Origin of the sequence: Georgenia satyanarayanai, assembly GCF_900116375.1 — a bacterium.
GTDB classification, from domain to species: domain Bacteria; phylum Actinomycetota; class Actinomycetes; order Actinomycetales; family Actinomycetaceae; genus Oceanitalea; species Oceanitalea nanhaiensis.
In genome coordinates this window covers 380,242-401,544 of the sequence record NZ_UETB01000001.1, presented here as the reverse complement: position 1 = coordinate 401,544, position 21,303 = coordinate 380,242, and the positions used below count along the sequence as shown (strand labels likewise).

Below are 21,303 nucleotides of genomic sequence, written 5' to 3'. Positions count from 1 at the left end.
CCGGGGGTCAGTCCTCCGCCTTGGGCGTCTGCGCCTGGGTCGGCGGGTCCCCGTTCGCGCGGGCGACCTCCTCCTCCGACGGGGCCGGTGGTGGGGCCACGATCCGAAGCTTCTGGATACGTTCCTGCTGCAGCCCGCGCGCCAAGGCGAACGCCATCGCGAACACGAGGATGAAGATCGGCAGGCCCACCACGGTGATCACCTGCTGCAGCGCCTCCAGCCCGGTGTCCCCGGCGAGCACGATGAGCAGCGCGGCGAGCATGCCCTCGGACACCCCCCAGAAGACGCGCTGGCGCACCGGCCCTTCCTCGCCGTCGCCGGTGCACAGCATGTCCACCACCAGCGAGGCGGAGTCGGAGGAGGTCGCGAAGAAGATCGCGACGATCAGGACCGCCAGACCCTGGATGAGGGTGGTGGCCGGGAAGTTCTCGAAGAACTCGAACATCGCCAGCGGGATGCTCTCCGCGACGGCGGCGGAGATCGCCCCGCCGTCCCCGCCGATCCCGTCCAGGTCCATGGCCGACCAGCCGAAGATGGAGAACCAGACCAGCGTGAACGCCGACGGCGCGAACAGCACCGCCAGCACGAACTCGCGGATCGTGCGGCCCTTGGAGATCCGCGCGACGAAGATGCCCATGAAGGGCGCCCAGGTGACCGTCCACGCCCAGTAGAAGACGGTCCACCCGCCCTGCCAGCCCCAGCCCTCCTCGTCGGTGTAGGGCGCCATCGCGTCGTTCCAGAAGGACAGCGGGATGATGCTCTGCGCGTAGAGGCCGATGGTCTCGATGATCTGACGGGCGAGGAACACGGTGGAGCCGGCGAGGAAGACGAAGATCAGCAGCCCCACGGCCATGCCGATGTTGATGTTCGACAGCCGCCGCACGCCGTTGTCCAGACCGGCCACGATCGAGGCGACCGCCACCGTCGTGAGCGCCACGATGATGAGCACCTTCGGCAGCACGGCGTCCGGGACCCCGAAGAGCTCGCTGAGGCCCGCGTTGATCTGGGAGGTGCCCAGACCGATCGAGACGGCCAGGCCGAACAGCGTGCCGAGGATGGCGAAGACGTCGATCGTCTTGCCGATGGGCCCGTAGATGCGCTCCTTGAGGAACGGGTAGAACACCGAGCTCACCCGGATGGGCAGCTTGTAGCGGTAGATGAAGTAGGCCATGGCCAGGCCGGGCAGCGCGAAGATCGTCCAGGTGTGCAGGCCCAGGTGGTAGAGCGAGAAGCTCATCGCGTCCTGCGCGGCCTGCACCGAGTAGGGCTCCACGCCGTCGATGGGCGGGTTGGAGAAGTGGGAGATCGGCTCGGCGACGCCCCAGAACATGAGGACGGTGCCGATGCCGCCGGCGAACAGCATGGTGAACCAGGAGACGTTGCTGTACTTGGGCCGGTCGTCGTCGTCCCCGAGGCGGATGTTGCCGAACTTGCTGAGCGCCACCGCCAGCAGGAAGACCAGCCACAGTGAGACGCCCATGATGAAGAACCAGCCGAGGTTGGTCACCACCCAGCTGCGGCTCAGGGTGAACACCGCGTGAGTCTCCCCCGGGTACAGCAGCAGCACGATGAGGATGACCACCATCAGGGCGGCAGAGACGAAGAAGATCGTCGGGTTGGTGCGCAGTCCAAGACGTTCAGCGAGCCGCTCGAGCATCGTTGCCCCCTCGTCCACGGTGATGGCACCTCCAACCCGGAGGCGATCGTCTCGCAAGGATGTCCGTGATGCGCGTCACATGCAAGAACTGAGCGGGCTGTCGGCACGTCGGGCGACCGGGGCGCGAGCTGGCTGACGATCTCCACCGGCCCCCGCGCTGAGGCCTCTTGACGACGTCATCAAACAGCCGTTTAATATTGAACATGGGTTCAACACGACGAGCCCCGCACACCGCTCCGGACACCGCAGCACGCATCCGCGACGCCGCGATCGGCGAGTTCGCCGCGCACGGTTTCTCCAGGACGACGGTGCGCAAGATCGCGGCGACGGCGGGGGTGTCGCCGGGTCTGGTGATCCACCACTTCGGTTCGAAGGACGGGCTGCGCGCCGCCTGTGACGACCACGTCTTCGAGCTGCTCACCAACACGAAGCGCGAGAACGCCACCCGTTCACCGCTCGTCGTCGCCGAGATGCTGAGCCACGGTCCGATGCGGATCAGCGCCGAGTACCTGCTCACGTCGTTGCTCGACCCGTCCGAGCAGGGCCAGCGCTTCTTCGACCACTACGTCGAGGTCATCGAGCAGATCATCGAGGAAGGCTTCGCCGGGTACGTCCTGCGCAAGGCGGAGGACCGGCGTGCACAGGCCACGGCCGTCGCGATGCTGGGGCTCGCGCCGATGCTGCTGGAGCCCAGGGTTCGGCACTCGCTGGGCACGGAGGACCTGTTCGCCTCGATGACACGCCTCACCCCCTACCTGTTCGACCTCTACCGGTACGGCCTCATCGAGTCCGTCCCCGAGGGGATGTCCGCGCCGGGGCCTCGGGCCACTCCGGGGAGCCAGCACGACCCGCCGGCTCAGCACGCTCCGGAGACCGACACCCCATCGACCCGAGAAGGCGAACAATGACATCCCTCACGCGCGCGGACGCCACGGCGCCCGCCATCAGCATCTCGAACCTCAGCAAGAGCTTCGGCACGGTCAACGCGCTCGACGGCCTCACCCTCGACGTCTCCCCCGGCGAGGTCCACGGCTTCCTCGGCCCGAACGGGGCGGGCAAGTCCACCACGATCCGCATCCTGCTCGGGATCCTGCGGCACGACTCCGGCAGCGTTCGCCTCCTGGGAGGCGACCCGTGGCACGACGCCGTGTCGCTGCACCGCAGACTCGCCTACGTGCCCGGCGACGTGGAGCTGTGGCCCAACCTCACCGGCGGTGAGGCTATCGACCTGTTCGCCCAGCTGCGCGGGGGCGTCGACCGGAAGAAGCGCGACGAGCTCATCGAGCGTTTCGACCTCGACCCCCGCAAGAAGGGGCGCACCTACTCCAAGGGCAACCGGCAGAAGGTCGCGCTCATCTCGGCGCTCGCCTCGAACGCCGAGCTGCTGCTGCTCGACGAGCCGACCGCCGGACTCGACCCCCTCATGGAGGCGGTGTTCCAGGAGTGCATCCGCGAGGCCAAGCACGCCGGTAGCACGGTGCTGCTGTCCAGCCACATCCTCGCCCAGGTCGAGGTCCTGGCCGACCGCATCTCGATCATCCGGAAGGGCGCCATCGTGGAGTCCGGAACGCTGGGCGAGATGCGCCACCTGTCGCGCACGGCGGTGACCGCGCAGACGGCCGAGCCCGTCTCCGCGCTGTCGGGGCTCACCGGCGTGCACGGTCTGCGCGAGGAGGACGGCCGGCTCCACTTCGACGTCGATGCACAGCATCTCCCGGAGGTGATGCGCGAGCTGTCCAGCCACGGCGTGCAGTCGCTGACCGCCACGCAGCCGACGCTCGAGCGGCTGCTGCTGCGCCACTACGGCGACGAGCTGACCAGGAGCGCGTCATGACCACGACGACGCTCGCCACCTCCCCCGCATCCACCCACCGCAGGGACCGCGAGCGGGGCTCCTCGCTCGTCGGCACCGGGACGCTGCTGCGGTTCATGCTGCGCCGGGACCGGGTCCGTTTCCCCGCGTGGGTGCTCGGCCTGACCATGCTTCTCGCCTACTTCGCCACCGCGCTCGGGCTGGTCCTGGACGAGGAGGCGCTCGCCACCTTCGCCGCGTTCGCGGCCAACCCCGTGATGGCACTCATCGGCGGTCCGGGCTACGGCTTCGACGACATCACGCTCGGGCGCTTCCTGGTCGGCACCTACGGCGCCTTCATCATGATCGGCGCGGCCCTGATGAGCATCACCACGGTCTCGCGCCACACACGCGTCGAGGAGCAGACGGGCCGGGCCGAGCTGGTGCGCGCCAACGTCGTGGGGCGGCACGCGCAGCTCGCCGCTGCCCTGGTCCTCGTCGTCCTGATGAACGCGGCGATGACGGTGCTCCTGACACTCACGTTCCACACCTCGCGGGCCGCCGGCCCGCTGGGGGCGGCGCTGCTGTTCGCGTGCAGCATCGGCGCCGTCGGGCTGGTCTTCGCCGGTGTCGCAGCCATCACCGTGCAGCTCTCGCCGTACTCCCGTGCGGCGTCAGGCGTCGCCGGGGCGGTGCTCGCAGCGGCCTTCATCGTGCGCGGGCTGGGCGACATGTCCGCCACGCAGGGCGGCAACCTCGGGTGGCTGTCGTGGCTCTCCCCGTTCGGGTGGTCGCAGCAGACCGCCCCGCTCACCCTCGACCGGTGGTGGCCGCTCACCGTCTCGCTGGCGGCGGCGCTGGCACTGGCCGCTGCGGGGTTCGCGCTGCAGTCCCGGCGCGACCTTGCCGCGGGCATCCTGCCCGACAGGCTCGGCTCGGCATCGGCTCCCGGGTGGCTGCGCAGCTCGCTCACGCTCGCCTACCGGCTGCAGCGGTCGGGACTGGCCTGGTGGTCGTTCGCGCTGCTGCTGGCCGGCATCACCTTCGGCGCCTTCGTGCAGCCGATGGCGGAGAATGCGTCCGGCATGCCCGCGGAGCTCCTCGCCGTGTTCGGCGGCTCCGAGGGGATGGTCGAGGGGTACCTCGGGTTCATGGGGATCTACCTCACGATCATCGTGGCCGTGTTCGCGATCCTGTCGGTCCAGTCGCTGCGGGGCGAGGAACAGGGGGTGCGTACCGAGCCTGTCCTGGCGGCGGCCGTCTCGCGGACGAGCTGGGTGCTCTCCTGGGTGCTGGTCGCCGCGCTGGGGACCCTGTGGCTCCTCGCCCTCGCCGGTCTCGGAGTCGGGCTCGGGGCGGGGCTCGGGACAGGAGACTGGGACCTCGTCGGCAGCGTGGTCCTCGGACACGCGGCGCACGCACCGGTCACCTGGCTGCTGCTCGGGCTCGCCGTCGCGCTCTACGGGCTGGCGCCGCGCCTCACCGGGCTCACCTGGGTGGTCTTCGTGTACGGAGCTGTCCTCGGGCTCTTCGGCGACATGCTGCAGCTGGAGGACGCGGTGCTCGCCACCTCGGTGTTCCGGCACGTCGGCCAGTACCCGGCCGAGGAGATCTCCTGGGGCGCGGTCGCCCTGCTGACACTCATCGCCGCGATCCTCGTGGCGATCGGTACCGCGGGCTTCCGCCGTCGAGACCTGATCACGGCGTAGCCCGCGGGGCGCGCGAGCGAGGAGGGACGGACCGGGCGTCCATGCTCGCCGCCGCGCGCGCTACCTGCTGTCGGTGTGCGCGATCCGCGCCTTGTTCACCTTCCCGCCGTCCCCCTCGCGCAGGTCGAAGTGCATGATGTCCTTGGCTGTCCGGTACGTCCCGCCCCAGGTGAGGCCGGCGCCGGTGAGCGCCATGACCACCCGCTCGTCGAGGTCGAGGAAGCCCTCCTCCGGCGGCTTGTGCTTCTTGAAGTCGCCCTTGTCCTTGAGGGCGGCGTGGTCCTGCTCGATGACCTTGATCCACCCGGCGGCGTCGGTCGGCTCCCCCGCGGCGGCGGTCCGGCCGGTGAGCTTGGCGTCGAGCAGCGGCCGGTTCGCCGGCTCCCGGTAGGAGAAGTAGGTCGTGAGGGCGTCGTTGGCGTCCTTGAGCGCGGTGAAGGAGGCCTGCGCGTCGCCGAGCTGGGTGAGGACGTCCACGGCGGTTCCGGTGACCAGCGACGTGGCGCGCGCGACGACGTCGGGCGCCGTCTTCCCCTGGTTCCCGAGGAAGGGGTTGCCCTTGTAGTTGAGGTCGACCGCCAGGCCGAAGGTGTGCAGGCTCAGGCTCGAGCCGCCGACGGCGTTCTTCGGGGCGCGTAGGTCGCTGGCGGTCCCGTACATGCCGAGGGTGGCCCCGAGGGTCTTCGCGTCGTCGCCGCTCGGGTTGACGGCGGCGTCCCCGACGAGCGCGGTCTCCGCCTGGGTGAGCCGGTCGGCGAGCGACGTGTGCACCTTGGCCGGGACCCCGAGGAAGCTGCCCTTCTGGATGTCCCCGTACCACCCGGCCACGGTGAAGCCGGCGTCGTCGAGGATCTCCTCGACGTCCGTGCGCCGCAGCGCCCGGTTGGCGTTCTCGACCTTCGTCCTGAGGGCCTGGAGGTCGGTGAGCTCGGTGGTCTCCTCCGGGATGAGCGCCCGCTTCTTCGCGGCCTTCGTCAGCGCCCGGATCCGGCTGAGCTGGGCCGTGCCGAACGCCGCGCGGTCCGCGGCACGCTCGGCGGCCGTCTGGGAGCCGAGCAGGGTGGTGTCCGCCGTCGTCAGCGCGTAGTCCGACGCCGCGTCGCTCGTCTTCCACGTCGTCGCCCTGGGCTTGGCGGGCGCGGCTGCCGGCACGGCGGGGTCGTCGCGCTGGACGGCGAGCGGCTGGACGGCGGGCGCCTTCGCCCTCGCCTTCGCGGCCTTGAGCTCCGGGACGGTCCGCGCGTCCCACGGGAGCGCCTGGGCGCGGTCGCTCGTCGGTGACGTCGACGCCGTCAGTGCGTCGGCGAGCGCCCCCTCGGTGGCGGGGCCCTCCTTGGAGATGACCGTCTCGTGCCGCACGCCCGGCACGGCGACGATGCGGAAGAGGTCCTCGACCTTGGTCCCGGGGCCGGACGAACCGGCGAGGGTCCACGCGGCGGGCACCGTGGCGAGGGCACGTTTGAGCATCCGGTTCGCGGTGATGTAGGGCGTGCGGTACCCGCCCCACTCGGCGAAGTAGCCGCGGAACCTGGGTGAGGCGTCGATGAGGGCCTGCCCACCGGCCGGGTCCGCCTCGAGGGCGGCGGCGAGCTCCCTGACCTTCCCCACCGCCCACGACATCACCGAGACCACCCCCTCGGCGTCGAACATGACGACGACGTCGGCGGGCCGGGCCGGGCGCGTGCCGTCCGCGGGCGGCGTCGCGGCGTCGCGGAGGTCGGCCACCTTCCCCGCGACCTGCGTCGCCCCTCCCCCGCTGTGACCGGACAGGACGATCGAGTAGTCGCTCACCCCCGCCAGCTCCGGGACGGCGTCGAGCACGGCCCGCACGTACGGGAAGGTCGGCACCTTGCCGAACTCCGACCGCCCTCGGCCCTGCGCGAGGACGGCGACGGTCTGCGGGCCGGTGGCGCCACGGGCGGCGTTCACCGCACCGATCTGCTGGGACCAGTGCTCCTGGTCGACGTCCCGCACGGTGCCCAGCGCCCCGTGGGCGGCGTTCTTGGACCTCCCGGAGGCGACGGCGTACCCGGCGTGCGGGTCGGTGCCGCCGCGGAAGCCGAAGCCGTGGAAGTGCAGGACCACCTGGACCGGGCGGTTCTTGTCGAGCACGTCCGGCATGACGACGACGGCCGTGTTGTCCGGGGACTGCTCGGTCATCCGCCTCTCGGCACTCGGCGTCCTCACCTCGAGCATCTCGCCGGTCTTCGGGTCCTTCCTCCGGTGTGTGTACTCGGCCTTGAACCCGCCGGTGACGCCGAACCCGGGGACGGTGACCACGCGCCGGGTCGTCCCGCTGCTCGCGACGTTCTTCACGCCCTGCGGCTGGGTGTAGCCCTTCGGGTCCTGCTTGGGGTCGAGCGGCGCGCGCTGGACCCGCCGCGGTGGCGGGCGGCGGCGTCGGGCGCGGGTGAGCAGGCCGGTGACGGCGAGGTTCCCGGCGGTCCGCTGCATCTCGAGAACCGTCGGCAGGTCGAGCCGGTCCGTCCGGAACGCGCCGCGGGACACCGACGGCGCAGCCTCGGCCGCGGTGCCGCTACCGCGCCGCCGCCCTACTTTCGTCGACGCGGCACCGGCACCGACCTGGCGCAGACCCTGGGGTCGCACGAGTACCAGTGTCCGCGCCTTGCGCCCGTGAGCACACGGCGCGGCTGTGCGCACGATCGGGCAACATCACCTGCCCGGCCGGGCGGCCGGATGACCGGCTACCGACGACGCGGGCGTGTCACGCTGCTCGTCGAAGGAGAGGCACGCGCATGGGGCCGGCCATGGGACCAGGATCCAGACGGGGCGCCGCGGGTCGCCGCGACGACGCTCGCGCGCGTACGGGAGGGCCGGCGAGGCCACCGGAGCTCCCGCGTGCCGATGAGCGGCACCGGCTCCTCGCCGGCGCCGGCCGGTCAGCGCTGCTCTCAGCGGCCGGGGCCCTGCGGCTGCAACGCACCTTGGGCAACCAGCGCGTCCAACGCCTGCTCCAGCCGGTCATCCAGCGCACCCCCCTGTCCGACGAGCTCGCCAGGGCGAGCGCCGGGAAACCCCCCTCCGCGATCCTCGCGCTCGTCGGGGAGAAGAGGTTCACGGACGGGGCGCTCGACAAGGCCGAGCTCGCCGCGCTGACGGGCGTGCTCCGCACGGCGCTGCCTGACTCCGACGACCACTGGATGGCGCTGACGATCCTCAACGGCCGGCTCGGCATGTCCGGCGGCGTCACCACGGCCGAGGCACCGCAGCTCGCCAAGGACATCCCGTCGCAGCCGATCGTCGTGCACTTCGTCAAGGGCAGGAGCGACGAGCGGGCCCTGGTCATCGCGGGCGTGCACGGCAGCGAGCGCCAGGGCATCGAGGTGGCGCAGGCTCTGCTCGCGACGCTGCAGAAGCAGCAGCCGCACTACTCCGTGGTGGTGGTCCCCTCACTGTTCCCGCAGCACGCCGACCCGGCGTGGGGTGTGGAGGGCAAGCGTCAACGGGGCACCCAGACCAACCGGAACTTCCCGAGTCTGGACGCCACCGTGGGCTCCTACGCGGGCGGCAAGGCACTGGACCCCGCCGGGAAGGAGCTCAAGGCCGCCCCGGCACCGACGGCGACCGCGGGCGGCGGGAACGGGCCGGTCAAGGTGTCCCCCGTCCTCGCCGAGAACGTCATGCTCATGGAGCTCATCGACCGCTTCCGCCCGTCGCGGATCATCAGCATCCACGGCACCAAGGACACCTCCGCGTCGGGCGTGTTCGCCGATCCGCACTTCACCAGCCCGGCGAAGAGGAAGGCGATCGAGACGATCGCGGCGATCGGCGCGTCCTTGGCGGTGCTCATGCCCGCCGCCGGACAGCGGGCCCTGATGAAGCAGATGACCAAGACCCTGACCGAGGCGTCAGAGAAGGCGGACGGTGCCCGCACCCGGAACGACGTCGACCTCGCCCTCGCGACGGCCTACGCGATCCAGAGTCGGGCGACGGGAGCCTCACTCACGACGCGGGAGTTCCCCGTGCGCACGCCCAGGAAGAAGCCGGCGAAGGCATCCACGACCGACGAGGAGAAGAAGGCCGCGGAGAAGGCGAGGAAGGCCGAGGCAGCGAAGGCGGCCGCGCTCGTCACGAAGAAGCGCACCTCGCCGTCGGTCACCGGCAACACGCTGTACGAGGGCGCGGGCAAGGAGAACGCCACCTGGCGGGAGGACATGGGCCCCGGGGGCAAGCCGAAGCCGTGGAAGGACCGCGCCGACAAGAAGGGGATCTCGCTCGGCCTGTACGGGCCGGCGAAGGACATCAGCGTGTTCACGGTGGAGCCACCGGTCAACCGTGCCCTGGACCAGTACGACGGAACCACGGCCGAGCCGGGCGGCTCCGTGGTCTCCAAGGCTGACCGGGAGAGCGAGCTCAAGGCCTACGCCGACGCGGTCGCCCTCGTCCTGCTCGGGCCGGAGTCCGGGGCCGACGCCCTGGCGAAGCAGCGGCCCGCCCCGACGCCGTAGGTGCTCCCGGGGCGCGCCCCCGCGCTCGCCGCCCGCTCCCAACCGTGCTGGGCTTGGGCCCATGTGGTTCGACACCTGGTCCGACATCGTCCGTATCCTCGCCGTCGGCGCCGCGGCGTACCTGACGCTGATCCTCGTCCTGCGTCTCACCGGCAAACGGACGCTGTCCAAGCTCAACGCCTTCGACCTCATCGTCTCCGTCGCGCTCGGTTCGACCCTCGCCACGATCCTGCTCAGCTCCGACGTGAGCTGGGCCGAGGGCTTCACCGCCTTCGCCCTGCTCGCCGTGCTCCAGCTGGTCATCACGTGGACCTCCACCCGCGCGCCGAGCACCCGCTCCGTCATCACCGCAAAGCCCACCCTGCTCCTGCGCGACGGCCGGCCGTTGGAGAAGGCCATGCACGAGGAGCGCGTGACCTTGGGCGAGCTCCGCCAGGCGGTACGCGCCTCGGGCAGCGGCGACCTCGCCGACGTGGGCGCCGTCGTCCTCGAGAGCGACGGCTCCCTCAGTGTCATCCCCGCGGCGAAGATGGGCGCCGCCACCGCGCTCGACGGCGTCGAGACGTCCCGCCCCGCCTGACCGCGCGTCCAGGAGCAGCCCCGATGAGCTCGCAGCCCGACCACATCTCCGTCCGCGGCGCCCGCGTGCACAACCTCAAGGATGTCGACGTCGACATCCCGCTGCGTGAGCTCGTCGCCATCGCCGGGGTGTCGGGCTCGGGCAAGTCCTCCCTCGCCCTCGGCGTCCTCTACGCGGAGGGCTCGCGCCGCTACGTCGAGGCCCTGTCCACCTACACGCGCCGCCGGATGGCCCACGCCCCGCGCGCCGCCGTCGACTCCGTCGAGCACGTCCCCGCCGCCCTCGCCCTGCGCCAGCGCCCCGGCGTGCCGGGCGTGCGCTCCACCTTCGGCACCTCCACCGAGCTGCTCAACGTCATCCGCCTGATGTTCTCCCGCCTCGCCTCGCACGTGTGCCCCAACGGCCACCGCGTCCCGCCGACGATCGACGTCGCCGCGGAGGTTCCCTTCGAATGCCCAGAGTGTGGCGCGCAGGTCCAGGCCCCGGGCGCCGAGCAGCTCGCCTTCAACTCCGAGGGCGCCTGCCCCACGTGCACGGGCACCGGCGTGGTCCGCGACGTCGACGACGCCGCCCTCGTCCCCGACGAGTCCAAGACCATCGACGACGGCGCCGTCCTGCCCTGGCAGATGTTCAACTTCAAGGTCCAGCCGGCCATCGTCCGCGAGTTCGGCGTCCGCACCGACGTCCCCTTCCGCGACCTGGAGGCCTGGGAGCGGGAGATCGTCCTCAACGGCCCGGAGGAGAAGAAGCACATCACCTTCGCCACGAAGAAGAACGTGCACGACCTCAACTTCACCCTCCGCAACGCCCGCCTCACGGTCACCGAGGAGCTCAAGCGCGCCACCGACGAGAAGCGCCTCAAGCGCGTGGCCCGCTTCCTCACCGAGGGCACCTGCCGCACCTGCGACGGCACCCGACTCAGCGAGCGCGCCCGCCTCCCCCGCATCGGGGACCTCGGCCTGGCCGACGTCACCGCGATGACTCTCGACGACGTCGTCGCCTGGGCGCCGACCGTCACCGCCACCCTCCCGCGGACCATGCACGCGATGTCCGAGGGCCTCGTCGAGACCCTCCAGCGCATGGCCCGCCGCCTGGTCGAGCTGGGCCTGGGCTACCTCACCCTCGACCGCGCCGGCTCCACCCTCTCCACCGGCGAGCGCCAGCGCGTCCAGCTCGCCCGCGCCGTGCGCAACCGCACCACCGGCGTCCTCTATGTCCTCGACGAGCCCTCGATCGGCCTGCACCCCTCGAACGTCGACGGCCTGCTCGGCGTCATGCGCGACCTCCTCGCCGACGGCAACTCCGTCGTCTTCGTCGACCACGACGTCCAGATCCTGCGCGAGGCGTCCTGGCTCGTGGAGATCGGCCCCGGCTCCGGCACCGGCGGCGGCCGCGTCATCGCCCGGGGCACCGCCGCCGACCTCGCGCGCAGCCCCGACTCCCTGCTCAGCGGCTTCCTCACCGGTAGGGAGCCCGTCGTCGTGCGCGAGCGCGCCGAGGAGGCGGAGATGTTCGACGCCGGCCGCATCCGCCTCGCCACCGACGCCCTCCACACCGTCCACCCCCTCGAGGTGGACGTCCCGCGTGGCCGGCTCGTCGCCGTCACCGGCGTCTCCGGTTCCGGCAAGACCACCCTGGTCCTCGAGTCCCTGGTCCCGGCCCTGCTCGCCGTCGCGGACAACGACGACGGTGCACCCCGGCTCCCGCGCCACGTGCGGTCCGTGGAGGCTGAGGGATCACGCGCGTCCATACGGTCGACGCGACGCCGATCGGTATCAACGTCCGCTCGACGGTCGCCACGTACTCGGGCGTCTACGACGACCTGCGCAAGGCCTACGCCGCCACCGAGGAGGCGACGCGCCGCGGCCTCACCGCCTCGGACTTCTCCTACAACACCGGCTCCCTCGCCTGCCCGCGCTGCGAAGGCACCGGCCAGGTGACCCTCGACGTCCAGTTCCTGCCCGACGTCGACGTCCCCTGCCCCGACTGCGGCGGCTCGCGCTACGCCCCCGAGGCGGAGGAGATCCTCCGCGACGGCCTCTCGCTCCCGGACCTCCTCGGCTTCACGGTCGACGAGGCCATCGACGCCGTCGGCGACATCGCCAAGGTGCGCCGGCGGCTGCAGGCCCTCGCCGACCTGGGCCTCGGCTACCTCACGCTCGGCGAGGACACCCCGGCGCTGTCCGGTGGCGAGGCGCAGCGGCTCAAGCTCGCCACCCAGCTCCACCGCGACCAGTCCGACGCCGTCTTCGTCCTCGACGAACCGAGCGTCGGCCTGCACCCGCTCGACGTGCGCACGCTGCTCCAGGTGCTCCAGCGCCTCGCCGACCGCGGCGCCACGGTCATCGTCATCGAGCACGACCTCGACCTCGTCGCCAACGCCGACTACGTCATCGACATGGGCCCGGGCGGCGGCGAGGCCGGCGGCCGCATCGTCGCGGTCGGGACACCGGACGCCCTTGCGGCCGACGAGGCGAGCATGACCGGGAGGTACCTCGCAGCACACCTGCGCGGGCAGGACACCGCGCTCAGTACCGAGCCCGTCGTCGACGCCTCACGCTGAGCGGCACCCGCGCGCCGGCTACGACTCGGCCGGACCGGTCGCTTCCCGCGGCACTGTCCCGGTCTCCCCGTCGTGGTCCCCCCGCACCCAGGCGATGTGCCGCTGCGCGGACCACTCGACCGCGTCGCGGGCACCGGTCTCGATCGGGTTGGCGAAGTTGCCGACGATCCGGTCGAACTCGAAGGACGCCAACCGGTCGGCGATGTGGCGCACCGCCGCCCCGGACAGCGGCAGCCGGTTGGGGTAGCTGCGGAGGAACCCCACCGACCTGCGGTCCGGGTTGGGGTACACCGTGTCACCGCTGAGGACAACGCCGCGGCCGCCGGCGCCGTCGGCCCAGTGGGCGATCGCGCTGCCGGGGAAGTGGCCGCCCACGCGGTGGAGGCTGAGGCCGGGGCCGAGCTGCCGCCACTCCCCGTACAGCTCGATCCGGTCCGAGCGGCGTCCGACCCACTGCTCGTCGGCCGCGCAGACGAGGACCGGCGCGTCGAGCGACTCGCCCCAGGCCACCTGGACGCCGAACATGTGCGGGTGGCTGGCCGCGACCGCCAGCACCGGGCCGCGGGCGAGGATGCGCTCGACCGTCACGTCGTCGAGGTAGCCGGTCGGGTCCCAGAGCAGGGAGCCGGCGGGAGTCGTCACCAGCTGTGCGGTCTGGCCGATCCCCAGGGACGGCTCGGTGCCGATCTCCACCCGGTTCGGCTCGGCCTCCGACCAGGTGAGGCGCTGCCCGTCGGCTCGCAGGGCGGGCAGGCTCGTCCACTGCTGTCCGTCGTCGGGCACCGACCACTCGCGTTCGTCGGCGCAGACGGGGCACACCTCGGGTGGCGGCGTCGTGTACTCGACGGCGCACGTGGCGCAGATGGCGAACATCGTTCCTCCTCTGGTCCGCACATCCACCACGACACCAGAACGGGCGCGGTCCGCAAGGCGAGCACCCAAGCGCTGATCCGCCCGGGCCACCTCACGTTGGTCGGTGGCCATGTAGGCGGCGCCGGCCTGCGCCCGCCACCGCCGTCCCGCAGGATGGACACCATGGTCCTGCGCGAGGAGAGGCACCCATGACCGAGGTCATCACCGGAGTGCTCGCCGTGCTGCTGGGTCTGCTGCTGTGCTTCCGCGGCAGCGGCGCACTGCGGATCCTGCTCGCGCTCTGGGGCGCCTTCATCGGCTTCGGGCTCGGCGCCGTCGCGGTGACGCAGCTGACGGGCCAGGAGTACCTGGGCACCGTCGCCGGGTGGGCCGGCGCGATCGTCGGCGCGCTGGTGCTGGCGGCGCTGGCCTACCTGTTCTACGCCGTCGCCGTGATCCTCGGGTTCGGGGCGATGGGCTTCGTCCTGGGGCAGACGGTCGCTGCCGCCGTCGGCGCCGAGCAGCCGTGGGTGCTCACCACGGCGGGGCTCGTCGTCGGGGTGGTGCTCGCGCTGCTCGCGATCGTCACCAACCTGCCCGAGCTCGTGCTCATCGTCCTCAGCGCGTTCGCCGGCGCGAGCATCACCGTTGCCGGCCTCATGGTGCTGCTGGACATGCTCGACGTCGAGTCGCTCGTCGGCGCCGAGCTCTCCCCGGCGCACCACCCGGCCTGGTACGTCGGACACCTGGTGCTCGCCGCCGTCGGGATCCTCGTCCAGCTGCGCCGCTCGCGACGGCGCAGCCCGGGCACCGTGCGCCAGTCCTGGGCGGCGTCGAGCCGGTGACGTGCGAGCCGCTCGCCGACGGCCTGCTCCAGGAGCCGGTCGCCGCGGTGAGCAGCCTCGCGTTCGTCCTCGCCGGGATGGTCATCGCGGTGCGGCACCGTCGCCCGCGCCGGCCACTCGGCTATCCCGCTCTCGTGGCGGGTATCGGCATCGGGTCGTTCTACCAGCACGGGCCGGACGCGGCGTACTCCGACCTGGTCCACGACCTCCCGCTCCTCGCGACGCTCGCCTTCGTCGCGGCGGACTCCGCCGCCGCACTCACCGGACGCCCGCGGCTGTGGTGGTGGTGGGCGCTGCCGACCCTGGCCCTCGTCCCGCTCATCCTCGCGGCTCCTCGCGCGGGTGACCTGGCCCAGGTGGTGGTGGCGGCGCTCACCGTCGTGCTGGCCCTGGCCCGCGCCCGTGCCCAAACGTCAGCACGCCGGCCGATCGGCTGGGCAGTGTCACTGCTCGCCGTCGGCGGCATCGTCGGGACGCTGTCACGGGCCGGCGGGCCGCTCTGTGTGCCGGGCAGCCTCTGGCAGGGACACGCCGTCTGGCACGTGCTCGCCGCAGCCGCGCTCGTGATCCTCGCGCCGGTGGTCCAGCGATCGACGCCCGCGGTCCAGGCGTAGGTGCGCCCCCGAGCAGGCATCTGTCTCCGAGCACCCGAGCACGCGCCCTAACGGACGTCGGCGTCCAGCCACTCCCGGAAGGTGATCCGCCCACGCGGCCCGTCCTCCGCCGGCAGCAGCGACCCGTCCGACATCGCCCGCCCCGCACCGCCCGGCACCCGGACCGGCAGGACCGGACGACGCAGCCCCCGAGCCGCCGTCACCTCCCGGGCGAGGTCGGCGAACTCGTGCACCTGCGGCCCCGCGAGGTCGGCGGCCCGCCGCTGCGGCTCCCCGAGAGCGATCTCCACGAGGTGCGCCGCCACCTCTGACGCGGCCACCGGCTGCATCCGCATCCGCGGGACCACGGCCACCGGCCCGGGCACCCGCGCCAACGACTGGTCGACGAACTCGTGGAACTGGGTCGCGCGCAGCACCGTCGCCGGTAGGGGCCCGGCGAGAACCACCTCCTCCTGCCGCAGCTTCGCGCGGTAGTACCCGAGCGGTGACCGGTCGACCCCCACGATCGACAGGAGCACGTGGTGCCGCACCCCGGCCCGGTGAGCGGCGGCGAGGAGGTTCTCGCTCACGCGGACGAAGAATCGCTCGGCGGTGCGCCGGGACAGCGTGGTCACGTTGCTGACGTCGACGACGGCGGACACCCCGTCGAGCGCGTCGTCCAGTCCCGCGCCGGTGGTCAGGTCCACGCCACGCGAGCGGGCGATCACCACGGGCTCGTGCCCCGCGCCGGACACCGCCTCGACGACGTGCGTGCCCACGACACCGGTCCCACCGGCCACAGCGATCCTCATGGCCAGATCGAAGCACACGACCGTCCGCCGGGAGCGCCCTTCCCGCTCTTCCCCCACCCGCTAGCGTGGCCGAATGACCTCCCAGAGCTCGAGCGAGCCCACCACGTCCCCCGCCGACCGCGCCCGCACCCTGTCCGCCCTGCACGCGGCGCCCGAGATCCTGCGGGTGGTGAACGTCTGGGACGTCGTCTCGGCGAAGGCGGTCCTCGCCCTGCCCGAGACCAGGGCGATCGCCACGGCGGGCCACTCGATCGCCGCCACCTTCGGCTACCCGGACGGCACCATCCCCTTCGACCTCACCCTCGACATGGTCGGCCGCATCGTCGACGCGGCCGGCGACGTCCCGGTCACCGCCGACCTCGACGACGGCTACGAGGACACCGGCGAGACCACCCGTCGCGCCATCGGCGTCGGCATCGTCGGTGCCAACATGGAGGACCGCCTGCGCCCGCTCGCCGAGTCGGCGGCGCGCGTCGAGGCCGTCGTCGCCGCCGGAGAGGCCGAGGGAGTGCCGTTCTCGCTCAACGCCCGCACCGACGCCTTCGTGCGCGGAGGTGACCGCCCCCTCGAGGAGTCCGTCGCCGACGCCATCGAGCGCGGCCGCGCCTACCTCGACGCGGGCGCCGACATCGTCTTCGTGCCCGGCCCCCTCGACGCCGACGTCACCCGCCAGCTCGTCGAGGGCATCGGCGAGCGCAAGGTCAGCGTCATCGGTCTCCCGGGCGCGCTCACCGCCGCCGAGTACGAGGCCCTCGGCGTCGCCCGCATCTCCTACGGACCCACCACCCAGCGCGTCGCGCTCACCGCGCTGCAGGACGTCGCCAAGAGCCTCTACGCCGACGGCGTGATCCCCGAGTCGACCCGCGCGCTCAACTGACCACGGTGGACCGAGCCCGACGGCGGCAGGCACGTTCCGCCGTCGGGCTCGGGTGAGCAGCAGCGACGTCCTGTCGTTCGTCGAGGGCGCGTCAGGGAGCGATCGGGTGACGACCCCAGGAATTTCCGCGACACCCGTTGACCGGACCCCGCCGAACCACTAGACATGGCTCACTCGGGCTAACCGGGGTCCTTCTTCTCCCAAAGGTGGGTGAGCCCGTGTCCGCTGCGCGACCCCGGCTTCTTGCGTCCCTCGTCGTGTCCGCGCTCGCGCTGGGCCTCCTCCCAGCGGCCAGCGCCAGTCCCTCCGACGCCGTCGGCACCGGGAAGCCCAGGGGTGGGCTCGAGGCGGTGGAGGTCTCCGGCTCCATGTCCCTTCCGCGAGGAGGCGACAAGGGGACGGTGCTGCGCCTCGGCTCGGCGTCGACCGCCGAGCGGTACATCGTCCAGCTCGCCGACCCGGCGGTCGCCACCTACTCCGGCGGGATCGAGCGGCTGAGGGCCACGCGGCCTGCGGCGGGTGGTCGGCTCGACCCGGCCGCCGCGCCGGTGCGCCGGTACGCCGCCCACCTCGAGGACGAGCAGGACGATCTCCGCGACCGGATCGCCGGGGAGATCGGCCACGCGCCGACCGTCGACTTCACCTACGCCTACGCGCTCAACGGTCTCGCGGTCCGCCTGACGGCCGACGAGGCCGCGACCGTCGCCGGGCTGCCCGAGGTGACCTCCGTCGTCGTCGACGTCCGACGCGAGCTGCAGACGGACAACGGCCCGGCGTGGATCGATGCGCCCGCCCTGTGGGACGGGACCGCCACCGGGGTCGACGGCACACGGGGCGAAGGGATCGTCGCGGGCATCCTCGACACGGGCATCAACCCGTCCAACCCCTCCTTCGCGGACACCGTGCCCGTCGCCGGCGGCGGTGACGGCCATGACCACACGAACCCGCTGGGCACCGGGAATTACCTCGGCATGTGCGACCCGGCCAACGCCGACCAGTACGACGAGCGGTTCGCCTGCAACGACAAGCTCATCGGTGCGTGGGACTTCTCCGGCGACGGCCCGTTCGACACCGACGGGCACGGCAGCCACACCGCCAGCACCGTCGCCGGCAGCCAGGTCGACGCCGTCGTGAACGGTCCGTCAGGCATCAGCACCACCCGCAGGATCTCGGGTGTCGCCCCCCACGCCAACCTCATCTCCTACGACGTCTGCGACGTCGAGGGCTGCTCGATGGCTGCCACGACGGCTGCCATCGACCAGGCCATCGCCGACGGTGTCGACGTCATCAACTACTCGATCGGTGGGTGGGATCCCTCGGCCGCGTGGTCGGACCCGGACTCCCTCGGCTTCCTCGCCGCCCGCGCCGCCGGCGTCTTCGTCGCGACGGCTGCCGGCAACGACGGCCCGTGGTCGGAGACGATCGGCACGCCAGCGGACATCCCGTGGATCACCACCGCTGGTGCGACCACGCACGACCGCTCCTACCTGAACGCCGTCACCGACCTCACCCGGGCGGACGGCACCGAGCTTGCCGACCTCGCCGGGCTCGGGTTCACCGCCGGCTACGGGCCGGCGCCGATCGTCGACGCGGGAGACTACGGCAACCCGTGGTGTGAGCCGGGGATCTTCCGGAACCGCACCTTCGACGGCGAGATCGTCATCTGTGAACGCGGCTTCACCGACCGGCTGGAGATGGGCGAGGTCGTCTCCAACGCGGGCGCCGGGGGAATGATCCTCGCGAACGACGAGGAGAGTGGGGACGCGCTCGTCGGTGACGCGCACGAGCTCCCCGCCGTCCACATCACCGACGACGACGCCGTCTCGCTGCGGGAGTGGCTGGCCGAGGGCACCGGCCACACCGGCACCATCGCCGGCGCCACCCTGTCCGAGGACCCGGCGAAGGGGGACGTCACGGCCGACTTCTCCAGCCGCGGCCCGAACCGCGCGATGGACCTCATCTCCCCGAGCGTCACCGCACCCGGCGTCGACATCCTCGCCGCCTTCGGCGCGTCCACCGCTGAGGCTGAGGTCGCCCCGCAGTGGGGCTTCTCCTCCGGGACCTTGATGGCCAGCCCGCACGTGGCCGGTGCCGGAGCACTCCTCAAGGTGCTCGAGCCGGAGTGGACGCCGGCGGAGATCCAGTCCGCCCTCATGACGACGGCGACGACGGCCGTGACGAAGGAGGACGGCTCCACCCCGGCCGACCCGTTCGACATGGGATCGGGCCGGATCGACCTGGACGCCGCGGCGAACGCGGGGCTCGTCCTCGACGAGACGCTGGCGGACTACGAGGCCGCGGACCCCCGGCTCGGCGGCGACCCCGCCACCCTGAACATCGCGAGCATGGCCTCCAGCCAGTGCCTCCAGGACTGCACGTGGACCCGCACTCTCACCGGAGCCGCGGACGGCACCGTCGAGTGGACGGCGAGCGTCGAGTCCTCGCCGGACGTCGAGCTGTCGGTCGAGCCCGCGACCTTCACCCTCGCCGAGGGCGAGACGCAGGAGATCACCGTGACCGCCGACGTGCGCGGCGCGAGCACCGGCACCTGGCAGTTCGGCCGGGTGACGCTCACGCCGTCGGACGGGGACGTCTCGACGGCGGGCCTGCCGGTCGCCGTGCTGCCCTCGACCGGTGTGCTGCCGGCCGAGGTCGTCATCGACACCCGCCGCGACGCGGGCTCGCAGCTCGTGGAGGACCTGCGGGCGATCGAGATCACCGACCTGAGCGTCGACGTCGCCGGCCTCACGCCGGCCGAGACGCAAGACCTCGCCCTCCCCCAGGACCCGACCAGCTACGACCCCTTCGACGGCCCGGAGGGCGTGGAGGTGGTCCACGTCGAGGTCCCGGAGGGCGCGAGCCGCCTCGTCGTGGAGGTCACCGACGCGACCGCCCAGGACATCGACCTCTTCGTCGGGCCCGGCGACACCCCGGGCGAGGAGACCGCGCAGTGCGTGAGCGCGTCGTTCGGATCCGACGAGAGGTGTGACCTCGCCGCGCCCGAGCCCGGTACCTGGTGGGTGGTGGTCCAGAACTGGCAGTCCTCGGACGAGGACGCGGTCGACACCCTCACCCTGGGGACCGCCGTCGTCACCGGCGACGCCGGGAACCTGTGGGTCGAGGGCCCGCAGGCGCAACCCGTCGGCGAGCCGTTCGACCTGCGCGTGTTCTACGACGAGCCGGCCATCGAGGCCGGTCAGCGCTGGTACGGCGCGCTCAGCCTCGGCTCCTCGGCCCAGTCCCCGGGCGACATCGGCATCATCCCCGTGGACCTCAACCGGTACGCCGACGATGTCACCAAGACTGCCGACGTCGAGACGGCCGCGCCGGGTGACACCGTGACCTACGAGCTCACCGTGCAGCCCAACGTCACCGCCGAGGACCTCGCCTACACCATCACCGACGCCATCCCGGAGGGCATGACGTACGTCGAGGGCTCCGCCACGGAGGGCGCCATCGTCACCGACGGCGTCCTCACGTGGGAGGGCATCGCGCCGACGCCGGCCGGCGTCGAGGGCCAGTACGTCATCACGCGCAACGACGCCGACCCGCTGTGCGTGAACCCGCTGTCGGAGGACGGCAGCTACGTCGACCTCGAGGAGTACGGCTTCGTCACCAACCCCGAGATCGTCGGGGACTCGGTGGCGTTCAGCGTCGGCGCGGGGGCCCCGTTCAGCTTCTACGGGGTGGACTACGACGAGATGTGGCTGACCGACGACGGCTTGGTTGTCTTCGACGCGGCGACGCACGGCGACGGTGAGCCGTGGCTGCCCCAGACGCTGCCCGACCCGCAGGCACCGAACAACCTGCTGGCCATGCTGTGGCAGGACATGGAGATCGTCTACGACGAGGCGACGAACAGGGGCGTCACCGTCGCCGAGGCGGGCGACACCGAGGCCGGCAGCGCGATCGTCGTCGAGTACGACGACGTCCAGCTGGTCGAGGACCCGGAGAGCACCTACGACGTCCAGCTCATCGCGTTCCGCGGGCAGGACGACACGGAGGGCAACTACGAGTTCTACGTGGCCTACGACAACGTCACCGGGCCGGTGGACGGTCCGCTGACGGTCGGCGCGGAGAACGCTGACGGCACCTCGGGTCAGACGCTCGTCAACCACGACTCCGGCGAGGGCATCGTCGCGGACGGCAACGTCGTCTGCTTCGACTACGCCGGCGCATCGCTTGCCCCCGTCACGGTCCGGTACGAGGTGACGGTCGACGACGACGGGAGCCTGAGCAACGGCGACGTCCTCACCAACGAGGCCACCCACGTCACCGACAACCCCGGTGCCCAGCCGGTGACCGTGGGCGTGGACGTCACGATCGATGGGGTCGTCGAGCAGCCCACCGAGGAGCCGACCGCCGGCCCCACCGGGGAGCCCACCTCGGCGCCGTCCGGTCCCCCGGTCCGGCCGGGAGGCGGCCACCTTCCCAGCACGGGCGTGGAAGTCGGACTCCTCGCCGTCGCCGTCCTGCTGCTGCTCGGAGCGGGCGCGGGAGCGGTGCGGATGCGCCGGGCGACGGACTGACGGGCGACGGCCCGGTCGTCGCGGT

At 72.1% G+C, this 21,303-nt stretch carries 13 protein-coding genes and 1 pseudogene; 10 read left to right on the top strand and 4 right to left on the bottom strand.

Annotated elements, in window-relative coordinates:
- Positions 1-7: 7 nt before the first annotated feature.
- A complete protein-coding gene (locus tag DSZ44_RS01725; RefSeq protein ID WP_110850849.1) occupies positions 8-1,657 on the bottom strand; it encodes a BCCT family transporter in 1,650 nt (549 codons plus the stop codon).
- Positions 1,658-1,860: 203 nt separating this feature from the next.
- On the opposite strand from DSZ44_RS01725, the gene DSZ44_RS01720 reads away from it, so the two are divergent.
- Genes DSZ44_RS01720 through DSZ44_RS01710 form a run of 3 tightly spaced genes read left to right on the top strand, consistent with a single transcriptional unit; the run spans position 1,861 to position 5,158 of the window.
- Complete coding sequence (locus DSZ44_RS01720) at positions 1,861-2,565, top strand: TetR/AcrR family transcriptional regulator (RefSeq protein ID WP_110850848.1); 705 nt, start codon at positions 1,861-1,863, stop codon at positions 2,563-2,565.
- Complete coding sequence (locus DSZ44_RS01715) at positions 2,562-3,491, top strand: ABC transporter ATP-binding protein (RefSeq protein ID WP_110850847.1); 930 nt, start codon at positions 2,562-2,564, stop codon at positions 3,489-3,491. The genes DSZ44_RS01720 and DSZ44_RS01715 overlap by 4 nt, the downstream gene beginning before the upstream one ends.
- Positions 3,488-5,158, top strand: coding sequence for an ABC transporter permease (locus DSZ44_RS01710; protein ID WP_110850846.1), 1,671 nt, complete (start codon positions 3,488-3,490; stop codon positions 5,156-5,158). Before DSZ44_RS01715 ends, DSZ44_RS01710 begins: the two co-directional genes overlap by 4 nt.
- Before the next feature lie 60 nt (positions 5,159-5,218).
- Here the strand turns inward: DSZ44_RS01710 and DSZ44_RS01705 are convergent, their stop codons facing one another.
- Positions 5,219-7,765 (bottom strand): M15 family metallopeptidase, encoded by a 2,547-nt coding sequence (locus DSZ44_RS01705; protein ID WP_146237454.1) that lies wholly within the window; start codon positions 7,763-7,765, stop codon positions 5,219-5,221.
- A 338-nt stretch (positions 7,766-8,103) separates the two neighbouring features.
- On the opposite strand from DSZ44_RS01705, the gene DSZ44_RS01700 reads away from it, so the two are divergent.
- The 3 genes and pseudogenes from DSZ44_RS01700 to DSZ44_RS01690 all read left to right on the top strand — a co-directional run bounded on the left by DSZ44_RS01700 (position 8,104) and on the right by DSZ44_RS01690 (position 12,770).
- On the top strand, positions 8,104-9,627 hold the full coding sequence (locus DSZ44_RS01700; RefSeq protein ID WP_110850844.1) for a M14 family metallopeptidase: 1,524 nt from the start codon (positions 8,104-8,106) through the stop codon (positions 9,625-9,627).
- Between the two features lie 61 nt (positions 9,628-9,688).
- The gene (locus tag DSZ44_RS01695) at positions 9,689-10,207 is read left to right on the top strand and encodes a DUF421 domain-containing protein (RefSeq protein WP_110850843.1); all 519 of its coding nucleotides are present in this window, start codon (positions 9,689-9,691) and stop codon (positions 10,205-10,207) included.
- A gap of 23 nt (positions 10,208-10,230) precedes the next feature.
- Positions 10,231-12,770 (top strand): annotated as a pseudogene (locus tag DSZ44_RS01690) (AAA family ATPase).
- Between the two features lie 18 nt (positions 12,771-12,788).
- Here DSZ44_RS01690 and DSZ44_RS01685 read toward each other — a convergent pair.
- On the bottom strand, positions 12,789-13,643 hold the full coding sequence (locus DSZ44_RS01685) for an MBL fold metallo-hydrolase (protein WP_110850842.1): 855 nt from the start codon (positions 13,641-13,643) through the stop codon (positions 12,789-12,791).
- A 188-nt stretch (positions 13,644-13,831) separates the two neighbouring features.
- Here DSZ44_RS01685 and DSZ44_RS01680 point away from each other — a divergent pair, with 188 nt between their 5' ends.
- Together DSZ44_RS01680 and DSZ44_RS01675 are read left to right on the top strand one after the other, a co-directional pair.
- Positions 13,832-14,467, top strand: coding sequence for a DUF4203 domain-containing protein (locus DSZ44_RS01680; protein ID WP_110850841.1), 636 nt, complete (start codon positions 13,832-13,834; stop codon positions 14,465-14,467).
- The gene (locus DSZ44_RS01675; RefSeq protein ID WP_110850840.1) at positions 14,464-15,081 is read left to right on the top strand and encodes a hypothetical protein; all 618 of its coding nucleotides are present in this window, start codon (positions 14,464-14,466) and stop codon (positions 15,079-15,081) included. The genes DSZ44_RS01680 and DSZ44_RS01675 overlap by 4 nt, the downstream gene beginning before the upstream one ends.
- A 47-nt stretch (positions 15,082-15,128) precedes the next feature.
- Here DSZ44_RS01675 and DSZ44_RS01670 read toward each other — a convergent pair whose 3' ends face one another.
- Positions 15,129-15,872 (bottom strand): SDR family oxidoreductase, encoded by a 744-nt coding sequence (locus DSZ44_RS01670; RefSeq protein WP_110850839.1) that lies wholly within the window; start codon positions 15,870-15,872, stop codon positions 15,129-15,131.
- 73 nt (positions 15,873-15,945) lie between these two features.
- Between DSZ44_RS01670 and DSZ44_RS01665 the strand changes: the two genes are divergently transcribed.
- Together DSZ44_RS01665 and DSZ44_RS01660 are read left to right on the top strand one after the other, a co-directional pair.
- The gene (locus DSZ44_RS01665; RefSeq protein ID WP_110850838.1) at positions 15,946-16,749 is read left to right on the top strand and encodes an isocitrate lyase/PEP mutase family protein; all 804 of its coding nucleotides are present in this window, start codon (positions 15,946-15,948) and stop codon (positions 16,747-16,749) included.
- A gap of 218 nt (positions 16,750-16,967) precedes the next feature.
- Positions 16,968-21,278 (top strand): S8 family serine peptidase, encoded by a 4,311-nt coding sequence (locus DSZ44_RS01660; RefSeq protein ID WP_146237453.1) that lies wholly within the window; start codon positions 16,968-16,970, stop codon positions 21,276-21,278.
- Positions 21,279-21,303: the final 25 nt, after the last annotated feature.